Source organism: Streptococcus parasanguinis (assembly GCF_016648925.1).
In the GTDB taxonomy this organism is placed as follows: Bacteria; Bacillota; Bacilli; order Lactobacillales; family Streptococcaceae; genus Streptococcus.
Genome location: NZ_JACLQX010000007.1, coordinates 72990 through 89164 on the forward strand (window position 1 = coordinate 72990; position 16175 = coordinate 89164).

15 protein-coding genes are annotated in these 16175 nt (G+C 40.1%); 13 read left to right on the plus strand and 2 right to left on the minus strand.

Annotated features, from left to right (window positions below; all coding sequences use genetic code 11):
* Window positions 1-19: 19 nt before the first annotated feature.
* The 10 genes from H7T97_RS03995 to H7T97_RS04040 all read left to right on the plus strand — a co-directional run bounded on the left by H7T97_RS03995 (window position 20) and on the right by H7T97_RS04040 (window position 11574).
* Entirely contained in the window at window positions 20-2428 is a 2409-nt protein-coding gene (locus H7T97_RS03995) for a primosomal protein N' (RefSeq protein WP_150905428.1), read from the plus strand.
* Between the two features lie 11 nt (window positions 2429-2439).
* Complete coding sequence (gene fmt / locus H7T97_RS04000) at window positions 2440-3375, plus strand: methionyl-tRNA formyltransferase (RefSeq protein ID WP_150905430.1); 936 nt, start codon at window positions 2440-2442, stop codon at window positions 3373-3375.
* The gene (gene rsmB, locus H7T97_RS04005) at window positions 3365-4678 is read left to right on the plus strand and encodes a 16S rRNA (cytosine(967)-C(5))-methyltransferase RsmB (RefSeq protein ID WP_201089477.1); all 1314 of its coding nucleotides are present in this window, start codon (window positions 3365-3367) and stop codon (window positions 4676-4678) included. The genes fmt and rsmB overlap by 11 nt, the downstream gene beginning before the upstream one ends.
* 21 nt (window positions 4679-4699) lie before the next feature.
* A complete protein-coding gene (locus H7T97_RS04010) occupies window positions 4700-5440 on the plus strand; it encodes a Stp1/IreP family PP2C-type Ser/Thr phosphatase (protein WP_021154558.1) in 741 nt (246 codons plus the stop codon).
* Complete coding sequence (pknB, locus tag H7T97_RS04015; RefSeq protein WP_201089479.1) at window positions 5437-7308, plus strand: Stk1 family PASTA domain-containing Ser/Thr kinase; 1872 nt, start codon at window positions 5437-5439, stop codon at window positions 7306-7308. The genes H7T97_RS04010 and pknB overlap by 4 nt, the downstream gene beginning before the upstream one ends.
* A gap of 116 nt (window positions 7309-7424) precedes the next feature.
* Window positions 7425-8120: a cell wall-active antibiotics response protein LiaF gene (gene liaF, locus H7T97_RS04020; RefSeq protein WP_201089481.1), complete on the plus strand. Its 696-nt coding sequence runs from the start codon at window positions 7425-7427 to the stop codon at window positions 8118-8120.
* A complete protein-coding gene (locus tag H7T97_RS04025) occupies window positions 8117-9133 on the plus strand; it encodes an envelope stress sensor histidine kinase LiaS (protein WP_201089483.1) in 1017 nt (338 codons plus the stop codon). The genes liaF and H7T97_RS04025 overlap by 4 nt, the downstream gene beginning before the upstream one ends.
* Window positions 9130-9762, plus strand: a complete 633-nt coding sequence (locus tag H7T97_RS04030; protein ID WP_155127850.1) for a response regulator transcription factor — start codon at window positions 9130-9132, stop codon at window positions 9760-9762. Before H7T97_RS04025 ends, H7T97_RS04030 begins: the two co-directional genes overlap by 4 nt.
* Window positions 9763-9806: 44 nt before the next feature.
* The gene (locus H7T97_RS04035) at window positions 9807-11207 is read left to right on the plus strand and encodes a bifunctional Cof-type HAD-IIB family hydrolase/peptidylprolyl isomerase (RefSeq protein WP_201089486.1); all 1401 of its coding nucleotides are present in this window, start codon (window positions 9807-9809) and stop codon (window positions 11205-11207) included.
* Between the two features lies 1 nt (window position 11208).
* On the plus strand, window positions 11209-11574 hold the full coding sequence (locus H7T97_RS04040) for a S1 RNA-binding domain-containing protein (RefSeq protein ID WP_003003962.1): 366 nt from the start codon (window positions 11209-11211) through the stop codon (window positions 11572-11574).
* Between the two features lie 50 nt (window positions 11575-11624).
* On the opposite strand, the gene cysK is transcribed toward H7T97_RS04040, so the two are convergent.
* Window positions 11625-12548, minus strand: coding sequence for a cysteine synthase A (gene cysK, locus H7T97_RS04045; protein ID WP_003004014.1), 924 nt, complete (start codon window positions 12546-12548; stop codon window positions 11625-11627).
* 122 nt (window positions 12549-12670) lie between these two features.
* On the minus strand, window positions 12671-13312 hold the full coding sequence (locus tag H7T97_RS04050) for a YigZ family protein (protein WP_021154565.1): 642 nt from the start codon (window positions 13310-13312) through the stop codon (window positions 12671-12673).
* A gap of 55 nt (window positions 13313-13367) precedes the next feature.
* Here H7T97_RS04050 and H7T97_RS04055 point away from each other — a divergent pair, with 55 nt between their 5' ends.
* From H7T97_RS04055 to hpf, 3 genes are all read left to right on the plus strand, one after another.
* Complete coding sequence (locus H7T97_RS04055; protein WP_201089488.1) at window positions 13368-14666, plus strand: ATP-dependent helicase ComFA; 1299 nt, start codon at window positions 13368-13370, stop codon at window positions 14664-14666.
* Complete coding sequence (locus tag H7T97_RS04060; RefSeq protein ID WP_201089490.1) at window positions 14663-15328, plus strand: ComF family protein; 666 nt, start codon at window positions 14663-14665, stop codon at window positions 15326-15328. Before H7T97_RS04055 ends, H7T97_RS04060 begins: the two co-directional genes overlap by 4 nt.
* 81 nt (window positions 15329-15409) lie before the next feature.
* A complete protein-coding gene (gene hpf, locus H7T97_RS04065) occupies window positions 15410-15952 on the plus strand; it encodes a ribosome hibernation-promoting factor, HPF/YfiA family (RefSeq protein WP_021154569.1) in 543 nt (180 codons plus the stop codon).
* Window positions 15953-16175 lie beyond the last annotated feature (223 nt).

Genomic DNA, 16175 nt, shown 5'->3' on the forward strand with positions numbered 1-16175 from the left:
GTGATAAAGTAAAGCTCATATGATAGAGGCTGGAGGTGAAAAAGTGATAGCAAAAGTCATCGTAGATGTCCCATTGATGCAGACAGATAAACCCTATTCGTATCAGATTCCATCAGAATTTGAGGATATGGTAGAGGCAGGTATGCGAGTTCATGTCCCCTTTGGTAAAGGGAATCGCCTCATTCAAGGGATTGTGGTAGGTGTTTTAGAAGAGGCAGACACAAGCGAGGAATTAAAAGCAATTGTGGAGGTCTTGGATTACACTCCGGTCTTAAATCAAGAGCAGTTCTGGTTGGCAGATCAATTACGAAAAAGTGTTTTTTCATATAAGATTACGATTTTAAAAACCATGCTTCCTTCTCTCCTCAATTCAAGTTATGATAAGATTTTGTATCCTCAACCTTCTTTAGATCCCACTCTCAAAGTGAAACTTTTTGGTGAAAAAAATGAAGTTTCTTTTTCTTCTCTAGATGCGGCCGATCAAGCCCAAGTGATGCGGTTGGTCAGAAAAGGAGATTTGCTACTTGAATACAAGGCCAAGGATAAGAAACAAATTAAAACAGAAAAACGGTATCGCGTTAACCTGGAAGGATTAAAAGAACTTCAACCATCAGAGAGAGCTAAAAAAAGGCTCGCATTGAAAGAGCGCCTGTTACTAGAGCAAGGGGAGCAACCCTTAGCAGGATTGTATCAGGAATTTTCACGAGAAGTAGTGGCTTATTTTATTGATCAGGGTGTTTTAGAAATAACAGAACGAGAAGTGAATCGGGCGGCTGCATATTATGAAGGCAAAGAACAGACCCAGGCTCTGCTTTTAAATTCAGAGCAAGCAAAAGCTGTCGAAACAGTAGTTTCTCAAATTGGGAAAACATCAAAGCCTTTTTTATTAGAGGGTGTGACTGGAAGTGGGAAAACAGAAGTTTATCTGCAGATTATTCAGGAAGTTCTAAATAAGGGAAAAACAGCTATCATGTTGGTCCCTGAAATCTCCCTGACACCACAGATGACAGACCGTTTTATCTCGCGTTTTGGTCAGGAAGTAGCCATTCTACACTCGGGCTTATCAAATGGTGAGAAGTATGATCAATGGCGGAAAGTTGAACGTGGGGAGGCTAAGGTAGTCGTTGGAGCGCGCTCAGCAATCTTTGCTCCTTTAAAAAACATCGGAGCCATCATCATTGATGAGGAGCACGAGGCATCCTATAAACAAGATAGTAATCCGCGCTACCACGCAAGGGAAGTCGCGGTCCTAAGGGCTCAGTACAATCAAGCAGTTTTGCTTCTTGGATCGGCCACCCCAAGTTTGGAATCGCGAGCTCGTGCAACAAAAGGGGTTTATGAATTAATTCGTCTAACCCAGCGGGCCAATCCGGCAGCCAAAATTCCAGAAGTTAAAGTCGTTGATTTCCGTGATTATATTGGCCAAAATGAAGCTGGTAATTTCACTCCGGTTCTAGTGGAAGCTATTGCTGATCGCTTGCAGAAAAAAGAGCAGGTTGTCTTGATGTTGAACCGCCGTGGTTATTCCAGCTTTGTCATGTGTCGCGAGTGTGGAACTGTAGATACTTGTCCCAATTGTGACATCTCACTGACCCTCCACATGGATACTAAAACCATGAACTGTCATTATTGTGGCTATAGTAAAGCGATTCCTCGACACTGTCCAAATTGCCAAAGTCCTTCTATTCGTTATTACGGGACAGGAACGCAAAAAGCCTATGATGAATTACAAGAGATCTTTCCTGAAGCTAAAATTCTGCGCATGGATGTGGATACCACCCGAAAAAAAGGGAGCCACGCAGCAATATTAGATGCTTTCGGGAATGGAGAAGCGGATATTTTGTTAGGGACGCAAATGATTGCCAAGGGGTTGGATTTTCCAAATGTGACCTTAGTGGGTGTCTTGAATGCGGATACTTCTTTAAATTTACCGGATTATCGATCCTCTGAGAGAACCTTTCAACTCTTGACTCAGGTGGCAGGAAGGGCCGGACGAGCAGAGAAAGAAGGAGAGGTTATCATTCAAAGCTATAACCCCAATCATTATGCGATTCGATTTGCCAAAGACCAAGATTATGAAGGTTTTTTTGCCTATGAAATGCAGATTCGCCGGCAGCTGGGCTATACGCCTTATTACTTCACAGTTGGGTTAACCCTATCCCATAAGAGTGAGGAAATTGTGATGGAGAAGTCACATCAGGTCATGGAAATTCTCCGATCTGGCTTATCTGATCAGGTCCAAATCTTAGGACCAACACCTAAACCAATTGCACGCACACATAATTTGTATCATTATCAAATCATTGTGAAATATCGTTTCGAAGAAGGCATGACTCAGGTCTTGAATCAAATCTTAGAATTTACACAAGAAAGAGGCAACCAAGATCTACGTGTCAGTATTGATAATGAACCTCAAAGTTTTATGTAAGGAAGAAAGAAATGACAAAATTAATTTTTATGGGAACGCCTGATTTTTCAGCGACGGTTTTAAAGGGATTGTTAGCAGATTCGCGCTATGAAATTTTGGCAGTTGTGACGCAACCAGACCGTAAAGTAGGTCGCAAAAAAGAGATTCGAATGACCCCGGTGAAGCAGGTAGCTTTGGAACATCAACTACCGGTTCTTCAGCCGGAGAAATTATCGGGTAGTCCAGAAATGGAAACTCTCTTATCACTAGATGCAGATGGAATTGTGACCGCTGCTTTTGGACAATTTTTACCGACAAAATTGTTGGAGAACTTCCAGTTTGCGGTGAATGTCCACGCGTCTTTATTGCCTAAATATAGAGGTGGAGCTCCCATTCACTATGCCCTGATCAATGGTGACGAAGAAGCTGGGGTTACAATTATGGAAATGGTCAAGGAAATGGATGCCGGAGACATGATTGCAGCTCGTTCTCTCCCAATTTTAGATGAGGACAATGTGGGAACTTTGTTTGAAAAATTGGCACTCCTTGGACGTGACTTACTCTTAGATATTTTGCCAGCTTACCTGGCAGGGGAGATCAAGCCAAGTCCACAAGATCCAAGTTTGGTCACGTTTTCACCGAATATTTTACCGGAAGAAGAGGTTTTGGACTGGACAAAAACCAATCGCCAAGTCTTTAACCAGATTCGGGGGATGAATCCTTGGCCAGTCGCTCATACGTTATTAAATGGTCAACGCTTCAAAGTCTATGAAGCAGAGCTATGCGAAGGAAATGGAAATCCAGGAGAAGTGATAGCTTTGAGCAAAAAAGAGTTGCTGGTCGCTGCAGGAGAAGGCGCGCTATCCCTCAAAGTTGTGCAGCCAGCAGGAAAACCAAAAATGTCCATCACAGACTTTTTGAATGGCGCTGGCCGTCAATTGAAAGTAGGAGATCACTTTGGAAGTTAAACAAATGAATGCGCGTGAACAGATCGTTCGAGTGTTAGAAGAGGTTTTTGAACAGGGAGCTTATTCTAATATTGCCCTAAATCAAGCGCTAGAACACTCTCAACTTTCAGATAAAGATAGAAGCTTTGTTACGGAAGTTGTATACGGTACTGTCGCACGGAAGATAACACTCGAGTGGTATCTCGCCCACGTAATTGAAGACCGGACGAAATTAGATCCTTGGCTCTATTATCTTTTGATGATGAGTTTGTATCAACTTGTCTATTTAGACCGAATTCCCGATCATGCCATCGTCAATGAAGCCGTCCGGATAGCAAAACGTCGTAAAGAAGGCAGTGAGAAGTTTGTCAATGCTATTCTTAGAAAGCTCCTCCGCGAGGGGCTACCAGCTGTTGATACGATCAAGCGAAAGAACAAACGTTATTCGGTAGAGTATTCCCTACCTGTATGGTTGGTCAAAGCATTGATCGAAGAATACGGTGAAGAACGTGCTTGCGCTATTTTTAAGAGTCTCTATCAGCGTAATAAATCCAGTATTCGTGTGATTGATCTGGACGAAAAAGAAGAGTTGGCTCAGCTGTTCGAAGCAACCTCCTCTCTACTTGCTTCGTCCGCTCTCGTGAAAGAGCAGGGACATTTTGCGGCGCATTCCTTGTTTAAAGAAGGGCGCATTACTATTCAAGACGAGTCCAGTCAATTGGTGGCACCGGCTTTGGATTTGCAAGGAGATGAGTGGGTTTTAGATGCCTGTGCGGCGCCAGGTGGAAAGACGACTCACCTGGCTTCTTATCTCACAACTGGGAAAGTCACAGCCTTGGATCTCTATGACCATAAGCTCAAATTGATTCAAGAAAATGCTAATCGGCTCCATGTTGCGGACAAAATTTTGACAAAGAAGTTAGATGCGACAAAAGTCTTTGAAACATTTGGACCTGATGCTTTCGATAAAATTTTGGTGGATGCGCCTTGTTCAGGGATTGGTTTGATACGGAGAAAGCCTGATATCAAGTACAATAAAGAGAGTGCAGATTTTGTATCTTTACAAGCTATTCAATTGGCCATTCTGGATAGTGTTTGTCAAAGTGTGCGTAAAGGTGGTATAATAGTGTACAGTACGTGTACAATTATGGGCAAAGAGAATTTTGAAGTAGTGGACCAATTTTTGAAAGACCATCCAAATTTCGAACAAGTCCCATTGGATCACGAAAGAAAAGATATTCTTAAAAATGATTGTATTCTTATTACACCCGAATTATATGGAAGCGACGGCTTCTTTATCAGTCGTTTTAAGAGAATCTCATAATATCAGGAGGAAACTGACAGTATGGATATTACGATCTTAACCGATGTAGGTCAAAGACGGACAAATAACCAAGACTATGCAAATCAATATAAAAACAAGGCAGGAAAATCTATGGTTTTACTTGCTGATGGTATGGGAGGACACCGTGCCGGAAATATTGCTAGTGAAATGGCAGTCACAGACCTAGGTGCGGCTTGGGTTTCTTCTGAGATCGAGACGGTTAATCAAGTACGGGAATGGTTTGCAGAACATTTAGAAGCTGTGAACCGTCGGATCCATTTAGCTGGGCAAGATGATGAGCACAAAGGAATGGGAACGACATTGGAAGCCTTGGCTTTTGTAGAAGGGCAAGTGATTTATGCCCATGTTGGAGATTCGCGGATTGGCCTCATTCGTCAGGGCGAATATCAGCAGTTGACCAGTGATCATTCTCTTGTAAATGCTCTTTTGCGAGCAGGTCAAATCACAGAGGAAGAAGCAGCCCATCATCCTCAACGTAACATCATCACTCAGTCCATTGGCCAAAAAGATGAGTTGGAGCCGGATTATGGTTTGGTGACGGTTGAAGCAGATGATTATATTTTGATCAATAGTGACGGTTTAACTAATATGATTGGTCCGGATGAAATCAGAGATATTGTCTTGAGTGATGTTTCACTGGAAGAAAAAGCTCAAACCTTGATTCGTTTTGCCAATAATGCTGGAGGCTTGGATAATATCACTGTTGTACTGCTCCACTTTACTGAGGAGGACGCAGCATGATTCAAATCGGCAAAATTTTTGCCGGGCGATATAAAATCATCCAACAAATTGGACGCGGCGGGATGGCAGATGTTTATCTTGCGCGTGATTTGATTTTAGATGGGGAAGAAGTTGCAGTCAAGGTACTGCGTACGAATTACCAGACGGATCCCATTGCGGTTGCGCGTTTTCAGCGTGAAGCAAAGGCGATGGCAGAGCTGGACCATCCAAATATCGTTCGGATTACAGACATTGGCGAAGAAGAAGGACAACAATACCTTGCAATGGAATATGTTGCAGGTTTAGACTTGAAACGCTATATCAAAGAAAATGCTCCTTTATCAAATGAAGAAGCTGTTCGTTTGATGGGGCAGATCCTTCTAGCTATGCGTCTTGCCCATACGCGTGGCATTATCCATAGAGATTTAAAACCACAGAATGTTCTCTTGACACCAGATGGAACAGCAAAAGTTTCAGACTTTGGGATTGCAGTGGCCTTCGCAGAGACTAGTTTGACTCAGACCAACTCGATGTTGGGGTCGGTTCATTATTTGTCCCCTGAGCAGGCGCGCGGTTCAAAAGCTACGGTGCAAAGTGACATCTACGCGATGGGGATCATTTTCTATGAGATGTTGACAGGACACATTCCTTATGATGGAGATAGTGCAGTCACAATTGCTTTGCAGCATTTTCAAAAGCCACTCCCATCTATTCGTGAAGAAAATAAGAATGTTCCACAAGCTTTAGAAAATGTAGTGATCAAAGCGACAGCTAAAAAACTGACGGATCGCTATAAATCAGTGGCAGAGATGTATGTGGATCTTTCAAGTTGCTTGTCCTATGAGAGAAGAAATGAGAAAAAACTGGTTTTTGAAGACCAAGCGAAAGCTGATACAAAGACTCTTCCAAAAGTGAGTCCAACTCCAAAAACGGCTCCTGTTCCAATCTCTGAAGTACGCAGTGAAATCAGTTCAGTAGATCCTAATCGACCATTATCTGATCAGCAGACAATGGCGCCAAGTAAAAAGCCAAGAAGACGTTTGCGGGCGCGCTACAAGGTCTTGTTTGTTGCCATTGCTCTAGTTCTTGCAGCCTTTACTTTCTTGTTGTATATGAGCCCAGCCAATAAAACCGTTCCAGATGTTTCCGGCAAAACCATTGCCGAAGCTAGAGCGGTTATTGAGGGACAGGACCTTCAAGTCGGTGAAGAGAAAGAAGAGTACAGTGATTCGGTTGCAGAAGGCTATGTCATTCGAACCAATCCAAATGCAGGGGCCCAAAAGAAAGAACAAAGTCGAATTGATTTGATTGTTTCAAAAGGACCAAACAGCTTTGAAATGCCAAATTACGTGGGTGAAACACGGGCAAAAGCAGAAGAAGATTTGAAAAATACTTATAAAGTATCAAGCAAAATGATCACGATTGAAGAAGTTGAGACCTTCGATTATACTGCAGGGACAGTTCTTGAACAAACTCCAGCTCCAGGAGAGCAATATTCTCTGAATTCAAAAACTAAGATTGTTTTGAAAGTAGCGAAAGAAACGACTTCAATTGAAATGCCAAACTATGTTGGATCAACTTATGATTTTGCTAGAAGTAATTTGATTGAGATCTATGGTATTAAAGAAGCCAATATCGAATTAAGAAAAACGGAACATCTCCCTGATGGGGTAGTTGTTTCTGCCGGTCAAATTGTCAGTCAAACTCCAGAAGTTTCGAGTACGGTGGATATTAACCGAACACGAATTGTTTTGACTGTATATGAGCCTAAAGTGACGGCTTCTTCAAGTACGAAAGCCTCATCAAGTTCAGATACATCTAGTTCATCTTCTGCTGAACGATCAGATACAGAAAGTTCTAGCAGTAGTGCAACTGGTGGAGATTCATAAATCAGTCTAAGACTCAGATGGATTTCTGAGTCTTTTTGATTGTCTGCTATTATCCAACCACAGACGGAAGTCAAATGAGGAAAAATTTGATAAAATAGGAAAAGATGAGGTAGACTATGTGGAAAATACAAATTTTTATTTTCGTTGAAGCCATTTTGTTAACATTAGCAGCAATCACCATTTTATCAATCGATTTTTCCAGATTTGTTGTCTTGATGGTTCTCTTTTTGCTCCTTCTGTATTACTATTTTGGCAAACAAAAAGCTAATTTTCTATTAATCGCACTGAGTGTGCTTCTATTTTTTATCGTGATGCTGAATCCTTTTGTGATTGCAGCCATTTTATTTGCGGTGGTTTATGGTTTATTGATCGCCTACCCTTATATGTATAAGGAAAATGAAGCAGTTGTGTTTGATGTTGAAGAGGATACGAAAATTCGTCAGGAAAAAACTCGATGGATTGGTGATTTACAACATTTTTCAAAGCAAAGTCAAGGGTATCGAGATCTGAATGTGATCCGAGTTTTTGGGAATGACACCCTCCATTTAGAGGAGGTAGCCATTTGCAATTGGGACAATGTGGTGATCATCCGGAAAGGTTTTGGACATACTAAAATTATCTTACCGATTGATTTAGAGTTGCATTTACAAATTAACACCCTTTATGGAGATCTGAAGTTTTTGGATCTTCCTGTCCGTAAAATGAGGAATGAAACCATAGACATTGAAACGGCACATTATCGGAGGTCGCACCGTTCTATAAAAATTGTCTTAGTTGGTGTTGTTGGGGATGTTGAGGTGATTCGCGCATGAAGAAATTAGACTATCTCCTCTTGTACTTCTATTCCCTAATGGTGGTTGCGGTCATTTGTCATACTATTTTCCATTTTGTTGGTTTTCAGTGGGGCAAACTTCTCTCAGATCTTTCCTTGCTTCAATCATTCCTATTTTTGGTTTTTAGTCTGACGCTTGCATTGACGGCTTTGGTTGTCTTAATTATCAAAATCACGCAATTTGTAACGGTCCATGCAGTACAACAAAAGGTAGAATCTATCCTGACTGCTTCACAGCGAAAAGAAATTGCCCCAAAAGAATTGAATCAACAGTTAGATTTATTGGACAGCAAATTGCTTCGACTAGAAGAAAATTTACAAAAAAGTGAAAATCGTGTGATGCGAAATGAGGAAGAAATTGTGGAAATCGAGCGTAAGAGAATTGCGCGTGATCTACATGACACGGTTAGTCAAGAATTGTTTGCAGCCAATATGATTTTATCTGGAGTGGCAGCACAGGCCCTTGAGTTAGAGAAAAGTCAGATTGAGCAGCAACTAAATGGTGTGTCAGATATTCTAGGTACAGCCCAAAATGATTTGCGCGTCTTGCTCCTACATCTTCGTCCTACAGAATTGGAAGGAAAAAGTTTGGTAGAAGGGATGGAGATGATTTTTAGAGAATTGAAGGAAAAGAGTAACCTAACAGTTGTCTTCCATCATAATGACGTGAGCATTCCAAAAGAAATGGAGGAACATCTATTTCGGATCGTCCAAGAAATTGTCAGCAATACCTTGAAACACGCTAGAGCTCAACAAATGGATGTCTTTTTGCATCAGGAAGGAAAACAACTTCATTTACGGATGGTAGATGATGGAATCGGCTTTGAGCAGGAAAAATTGGAACGATTGAGTTATGGGTTGAAAAATATTCAAGAACGTGTAGAAGACATGGCGGGAACCATTAAAATAAGAACGAGTCCTCAAAAGGGAGTGGCTGTAGATATTCGAGTTCCCCTCCTTGTAAAAGAGAAAAATGAAAAGGAAACTGTATGAAAGTATTATTAGTAGACGACCATGAAATGGTCCGATTGGGATTGAAAAGCTTTTTGTCCATGCAAACCGATATTGAGCAAGTCTTAGAGGCGAAAAATGGGCAAGAAGGGGTGGAGTTGGCGCTGAAAGAAAGACCAGACGTCATCATCATGGATATTGTGATGCCAGAGCTAAATGGAATCGATGCGACTCTAGCCATCCTAAAAGAGTGGCCGGAAGCTAAAATTGTCATTTTGACGTCTTATTTAGATAACGAAAAGATTTACCCTGTCTTAGATGCCGGTGCAAAAGGGTATATTTTAAAGACCTCGTCAGCAACTGAGATCTTACAGGCTGTCCGGAAGGTTGCAAAGGGAGAATTTGCGATTGAGACAGAAGTTAGTCGAAAAGTTGAGTCACGAAAGAACCATGCTGAATTGCATGATGATTTGACAGCTAGAGAACGAGATATTCTGGCTTTATTGACGAAAGGATATGAAAATCAACGAATAGCAGATGAACTCTTCATTTCTTTAAAAACAGTGAAGACCCATGTCTCCAACATCTTATCCAAATTGGAAGTCAGTGATCGGACGCAAGCAGTCGTCTATGCCTTTCGACACCATCTGGTGAATCAAGAAGATTTTTAAAAGGAAACATGCTATAATAGAGCATGATCATAAGGGGGAGACAAGTGGACGCAAAATTACGTTATAAAGCCAAAAAAGTTAAAATCGTCTTTTTTGATATTGATGATACATTACGTGCAAAAGAAACTGGATTGATCCCAGAATCTGTCAAAGAAGTCTTTCATCAGTTGAAAGAAAAAGGAATCCGAACAGGGATTGCAACCGGTAGAGGGATTTTTGGTGTTGTTCCTGAAATCATGGACTTAAAGCCTGATTTTCTAGTAACCTTAAACGGTGCCTATATAGAAGATACAAAAGGAACTGTGATCTACCAATCACCAATCAATGAAGCAATCGTTTCTTCTTTTGTAGATTGGGCTAAAAAATCCGAGATTGATTATGGGTTAGTGGCTAGTCATCAAGCTGCCCTGTCTAATCGGACACCCTTGATCAGTGATGCTATTGACATCATTTATCCCAACTTACCTGTAGATCCAGATCTGCATCTGAAAGAACCTATTTTCCAAATGTGGACCTTTGATGAACAGGATAGTGAGCTAGAGTTGCCCCCTTCTTTGCAAGAGGATTTGCGCCTAGTTTCGTGGCATCCCCATTCGTCAGATGTTGTTCGCTTTGAAGCTTCAAAAGCTTCAGGAGTTTCTCATCTTGTAAATCATTTGGGCTTGAAGCCAGAGAATGTTTTAGTATTTGGGGATGGATTAAATGATCTAGAACTGTTTGATTACGCTGGAATTAGTATCGCAATGGGAAAATCTGCTCCAGAGTTACAAGAAAAAGCTGATTATATCACTAAGAATTTAGAAGAAGATGGCATATTCTATGCCTTAGAGGAGTTAAATATGGTTGAAAAAGAATTGACATTACCACAGTTAGAACTTGCTACGGTTGACGGTCCTGTCGCTGTGATCAAAACCAATCACGGTGAGATGAACATTCAATTGTTCCCGGATCAAGCGCCAAAAACAGTTGCAAACTTTGTAGCTCTTGCTAAGTCTGGCTATTATGATGGTGTCATTTTCCATCGGATTATTAAAGATTTTATGATCCAAGGGGGAGATCCTACTGGTACAGGTATGGGTGGTGAATCCATCTATGGTGAGAGCTTCGAAGACGAATTTTCAAAAGAACTGTACAATATTCGCGGAGCCCTTTCGATGGCAAATGCTGGACCAAACACAAATGGTAGCCAATTCTTTATTGTACAAAATCAACATCTCCCATATTCGAAAAAGGAATTGGTCCGCGGTGGCTGGCCTGAAGAAATTGCTGAAATCTATACGACAGAAGGAGGAACTCCTCACCTAGATCAACGCCATACCGTATTTGGACAATTGATGGATGAAGCTTCTTTTGCTGTGTTGGATGAGGTCGCGGCTGTTGAGACAGGGATGATGGATAAGCCGGTAGAAGATGTCGTGATTGAAACCATCGAAATTGAGGACTAATATGAAAATTGGAGATAAGTTAGAAGGAACCATCACAGGAATTCAACCTTACGGCGCCTTTGTCGAACTAGAGTCGGGTGTGACGGGCTTGATTCATATCTCAGAGATTAGAAGTGGTTATGTAAGTAATATTCAGGATATTCTGTCGATTGGGGAGAAGGTCTTTGTTCAAGTCATCGATGTTGATGAATATACCAACAAAGCTAGCCTCTCTCTGAGAACGCTTGAAGAGACCCCGCAACGAAGCATTCGACACCATCGCTTTTCTAATGACCGTCACAAGAGTGGTTTTGCCCCCTTAGCTCAACAGATGCCGACCTGGGTCAAAGAAGGAAAGGTATTCTTTAGCAAACAAGAAAAAAAATAAAAACTTCGATAGGTTGATGAAACCTATCGAAGTTTTTTTGATATAGAGAATTATTCAAATTCGTAAAGGGTAGTAGAAAGGTAACGTTCTCCATTATCTGGTGCAAGAGCAAGAACTTTTTTACCGCTACCTAATTCTTTTGCGACTTCAATAGCAGCATAGATAGCAGCTGCACTTGAGATACCGACTAAGAATCCTTCAGCTCCACCGATAGCGCGTGCAAGTTCGAAAGCTTCTTCTGAAGATACACGACGAACACCATCATATGCGTTAGTGTCTAAAGTATTTGGGATAAAGCCTGCTGAAATCCCTTGGATTTTATGTGGTCCAGGTTTTTCGCCAGAAAGGACTGCAGATTCATTGGCCTCAACGGCATAGACTTTGACAGCAGGATTATTCTTTTTCAAAGTATGAGAAATACCAGAAACAGTACCACCAGTACCAACACCTGCGACAAAAGCATCTAAACCATCTTTTCCAAAGGCATCAACGATTTCTTGTCCTGTTGTTCTTTCATGTACCTCTGGGTTAGCAGGGTTTTCAAATTGAAGAGGAAGGAAGCCATTTCTTTCTGCAGCGATTGCTTCAGCTTTAGCGATGGCACCTTTCATTCCTTCACTTCCAGGAGTCAAAACGAGTTCAGCTCCATAGGCTTGGATGATTTTACGACGTTCCACACTCATGGTTTCAGGCATGACAATCACAACTTTGTAGCCTTTAGCTGCGCCAACCCATGACAAGCCAATCCCTGTGTTTCCACTAGTTGCTTCGACAATGGTATCACCTGGTTTGATCAAGCCATCCGCTTCAGCTTTTTCAATCATGCTCAAAGCAATCCGGTCTTTAACAGATGACCCAGGGTTGAAAGCTTCGAGTTTGACATAGACATCTGCAGCTCCTTCAGGAACAAGACGATTCAATTTGACAATCGGAGTGTTCCCAATTAATTCTGTAATATTTTCATAAATAGCCATAATATACCTCAGTTCTAGGTTTTCTTGATACTAACAAGTATAGTCTCTTGCGAGAAGAATGTAAAATATAGAAATTTTATGGGTGTGATAAAAAAAAACTATCGTTGCCGATAGTATTTTAATTATTTTTCTACAGAAAGTAGGGGTACTTCAACCTCACGAATTCCTTGGTCCTCAATAATGACTTTGCCATTGTAAAATTCGACTAAAGCTGCTGTGATAGAATTTGTGTTTTCTTTATCTACAAAAATAGTTGTCATCACCTGATCTGTGAACATCGGATCTTGTTCTGCCAATTGATGGTCTTTTAAGAAATTAGCAAATTCTTGGTATTGGGAATAAGAAAGTGTGATCCCAAGAACCACTTGCTCTTTGATTTCTACCAGTCCAATTTCTCGAACTGCTTGTGCAACACTTCCAGCATAAGCACGAATCAGACCGCCAGCGCCTAATTTAATACCTCCGAAATAGCGGGTAACCACGACACAACTATTAGTGATGCGATGATTCTCCAAAACTCCTAACATCGGTACCCCAGCTGTTCCACTAGGCTCTCCATCGTCACTGGTCCGTTTGATATCACTTTGTTCTCCAATGATGAAAGCAGAGCAGTTATGCGTAGCCTTATAGTGTTCCTTTTTGATGGCGTTGATAAAATCTCTAGCTTCCTCTTCAGAGGAGACTCGCTTGACATGACAAATGAATTTTGATTTTTTGATTTCTTCTTGAACAGTGCCGTTCTCTTTAAATGTAACATATTCCATATTCTTATTTTACAAAAAAAGAACGATTTTCTCCAACTTTTGCGAATTAATAAGTATGAAGATAGAAGATTCTTATGGAAGACTCTTAACGGAGAGTCAAATGACAAATGATTTAAAAGAAATTGCCCAAGAACTTCCAGCTATGGAAAAACAGAATGGAAGGTACCAATGCTTTCGATGTGGCAGTTTGATTGATCAAAAGCTGTGGAAGTTGAGTGAAGAGGTACTGTATTGTAGAGACTGTATCCAATTGGGGAGGATCCGGAGTGATCAAAAACTTTATACTATTGCACAGCGAGACTTTGAAGGTCAAGAGGTGCTAAACTGGAAAGGGACCTTGACTTCCTATCAACAAGAGGTATCTGAAGGACTTATCCAAGCAGTTAAAGCAGGAAAACATGCCTTGGTACATGCTGTGACAGGAGCTGGAAAAACGGAAATGATGTATCAGGTTGTAGCAACAGCGATCAAGGCAGGAAAAGCAGTCTGTATTGCTACCCCAAGAATCGATGTCTGTATAGAATTGTACGGAAGAATGAAGGAAGATTTTTCCTGCCCCATCTCTTTGCTTCATGGAGAATCGGAACCCTATTTTAGAACACCTTTGGTGATCGCTACAACCCATCAATTGCTAAAGTTTTATCAGGCCTTTGATCTCCTTATTATAGATGAAGTAGATGCGTTTCCCTATGTGGACAATCCAATCTTATATAAAGCAGCTCAGAATGCGATAAAAAAAGAGGGGAACACTCTATATTTAACAGCAACCTCTACAGATGAGTTAGATAAAAAGGTCAAGAAAAAAGAAATCATTCGTTATAGTCTTCCAAGAAGATTTCATGGGAACCCACTAGTGGTCCCTGAAATAAAATGGGTGCCGAAAATGAGAGAAAAAATAGAAAAAGGAAGAATCCCTTACCAACTATTGCAACTGATCAAGAAACAAAGACAGACTCACTACCCATTGTTAATCTTTGTATCTGAAATAGAATTAGGACAACAATTCACCGAGAACTTAAAAAAATACTTTCCAAAAGATACAGTAGGTTTTGTATCCTCACAGACAACAGACCGTCTACGAATGGTAGAAGAGATTAGAAACAGAGCCATAACTATGCTAGTCTCGACAACTATTTTAGAAAGAGGAGTGACCTTTCCGTTTGTAGATGTTTTTGTTTTAGAAAGTAATCACAAATTATTTACTAAAAGTGCCCTCGTACAAATTTCAGGGAGAGTCGGTCGAAGTAAAGAAAGACCAACAGGTGAACTACTTTTTCTATCAGATGGCATAACACGAGAAATGAAGAAAGCGATTAAAGAAATAAAGGAAATGAATCAGGAGGCTGGATTTTGAAAGAATGTCTGCTTTGTACGAAAGAGTTGAAAACTGGTGAACATTTCACAGACCTTATTTTTATGAATAAACAAGAAGAATGGATTTGTAAAGAATGCAAAGAAGACTTCGAACAAATTGGCGAAATCCATTGTCCTAGATGTTATAAAGATAAAGAGGAGAAAGTATGTAAAGATTGCGAATACTGGATACAAAAGGGGAATATAGTAGAACATGAAGCATTATATAGATATAATGCAGCAATGAAGGACTATTTCAAGCGATATAAATTTGAAGGCGATCGTTTATTAGGAATGGTATTTACATGTGACATCAAAAAAGCCTTGAAAAAGTATAAAAGCTATACGATAATACCGACTCCAATCAGCCATGAAAAAAAGCAGGAGAGAGGATTCAATCAAGTATCGACTATACTAGATTTTGTAGAGATAAAGTATAACAGTCTATTCCAAAAAGAAGACACTTTAGCCCAATCAAAAAAAACAAGAGAAGAACGATTAAAAACCTCTCAAAACTTTCAATTAAAAGGAGAAGTTTCAAAAAAGCAGAAATATCTTATCTTTGATGATGTCTACACAACGGGCAAAACAATCGAATTAATGAAGCGCCTACTAATTGAAAAAGGTGTGAAAGAAATAAAGACATTTTCAATAGCAAGGTAAAAAAAGATTTGCAAAAACTTTATGAAAGCGTTATAATATACATATAAATAAAAACATAATGTTTAGAAAGTAGGTACTAATATGATTAAATATAGTATCCGTGGTGAAAACCTAGAAGTAACAGAAGCCATTCGCGACTATGTCGTTTCTAAACTCGAAAAGATTGAAAAATATTTTCAGGCAGATCAAGAGCTAGACGCTCGAGTAAACTTAAAAGTTTACCGTGAAAAGACCGCAAAAGTAGAAGTAACCATTCCGCTTGGATCTATCACACTTCGTGCAGAAGATGTCTCTCAAGATATGTACGGTTCAATTGATCTAGTTGTAGATAAAATTGAACGTCAAATTCGTAAAAATAAAACAAAAATCGAAAAGAAAAATCGTGTTAAATCTGGTGCAGGTAAATTGTTTACCGATGCAGTTGTAGAAGAAGCAGCAACCACAGAAAAAGTTGTTCGCTCAAAAACAATTGATCTAGAACCAATGGATTTAGATGAAGCGATCCTTCAAATGGATCTATTAGCACACGATTTCTTCATTTATCGTGATGCAGAGGATAACACAACAAATGTGATCTACCGTAGAGAAGATGGAGATATTGGTCTATTGGAAGTAAAAGAATAGAGATCAAAAAAAGAGATTGAAACCATCAATTAAATTATAGAGGAATCAGGAGCATTTATGCTCCTGATTTTTTTATATAAACCAAAAAAGTAAAAAAACTTTCAAAAAAATAAAAAATTTTAAAAAAAAGTGTTGACAGTAAGGTAAGGTCATGATATACTAATATAGTTGTCGCGCGAGAGCGACAAAGACCTTTGAAAACTGAACAAGACGAACCAATGTG

What these genes read in the sequence shown, in the direction of transcription:
- H7T97_RS04055 (WP_201089488.1), top strand. Translation starts at nt 13,368, where the DNA reads ATGAAGATAGAAGATTCTTATGGAAGACTCTTAACGGAGAGTCAAATG.
- H7T97_RS04050 (WP_021154565.1), bottom strand. Translation starts at nt 13,312, where the DNA reads ATGGAATATGTTACATTTAAAGAGAACGGCACTGTTCAAGAAGAAATC.
- H7T97_RS04025 (WP_201089483.1), top strand. Translation starts at nt 8,117, where the DNA reads ATGAAGAAATTAGACTATCTCCTCTTGTACTTCTATTCCCTAATGGTG.
- H7T97_RS04040 (WP_003003962.1), top strand. Translation starts at nt 11,209, where the DNA reads ATGAAAATTGGAGATAAGTTAGAAGGAACCATCACAGGAATTCAACCT.
- liaF (WP_201089481.1), top strand. Translation starts at nt 7,425, where the DNA reads ATGTGGAAAATACAAATTTTTATTTTCGTTGAAGCCATTTTGTTAACA.
- pknB (WP_201089479.1), top strand. Translation starts at nt 5,437, where the DNA reads ATGATTCAAATCGGCAAAATTTTTGCCGGGCGATATAAAATCATCCAA.
- cysK (WP_003004014.1), bottom strand. Translation starts at nt 12,548, where the DNA reads ATGGCTATTTATGAAAATATTACAGAATTAATTGGGAACACTCCGATT.
- hpf (WP_021154569.1), top strand. Translation starts at nt 15,410, where the DNA reads ATGATTAAATATAGTATCCGTGGTGAAAACCTAGAAGTAACAGAAGCC.
- H7T97_RS04010 (WP_021154558.1), top strand. Translation starts at nt 4,700, where the DNA reads ATGGATATTACGATCTTAACCGATGTAGGTCAAAGACGGACAAATAAC.
- fmt (WP_150905430.1), top strand. Translation starts at nt 2,440, where the DNA reads ATGACAAAATTAATTTTTATGGGAACGCCTGATTTTTCAGCGACGGTT.
- H7T97_RS04030 (WP_155127850.1), top strand. Translation starts at nt 9,130, where the DNA reads ATGAAAGTATTATTAGTAGACGACCATGAAATGGTCCGATTGGGATTG.
- H7T97_RS03995 (WP_150905428.1), top strand. Translation starts at nt 20, where the DNA reads ATGATAGAGGCTGGAGGTGAAAAAGTGATAGCAAAAGTCATCGTAGAT.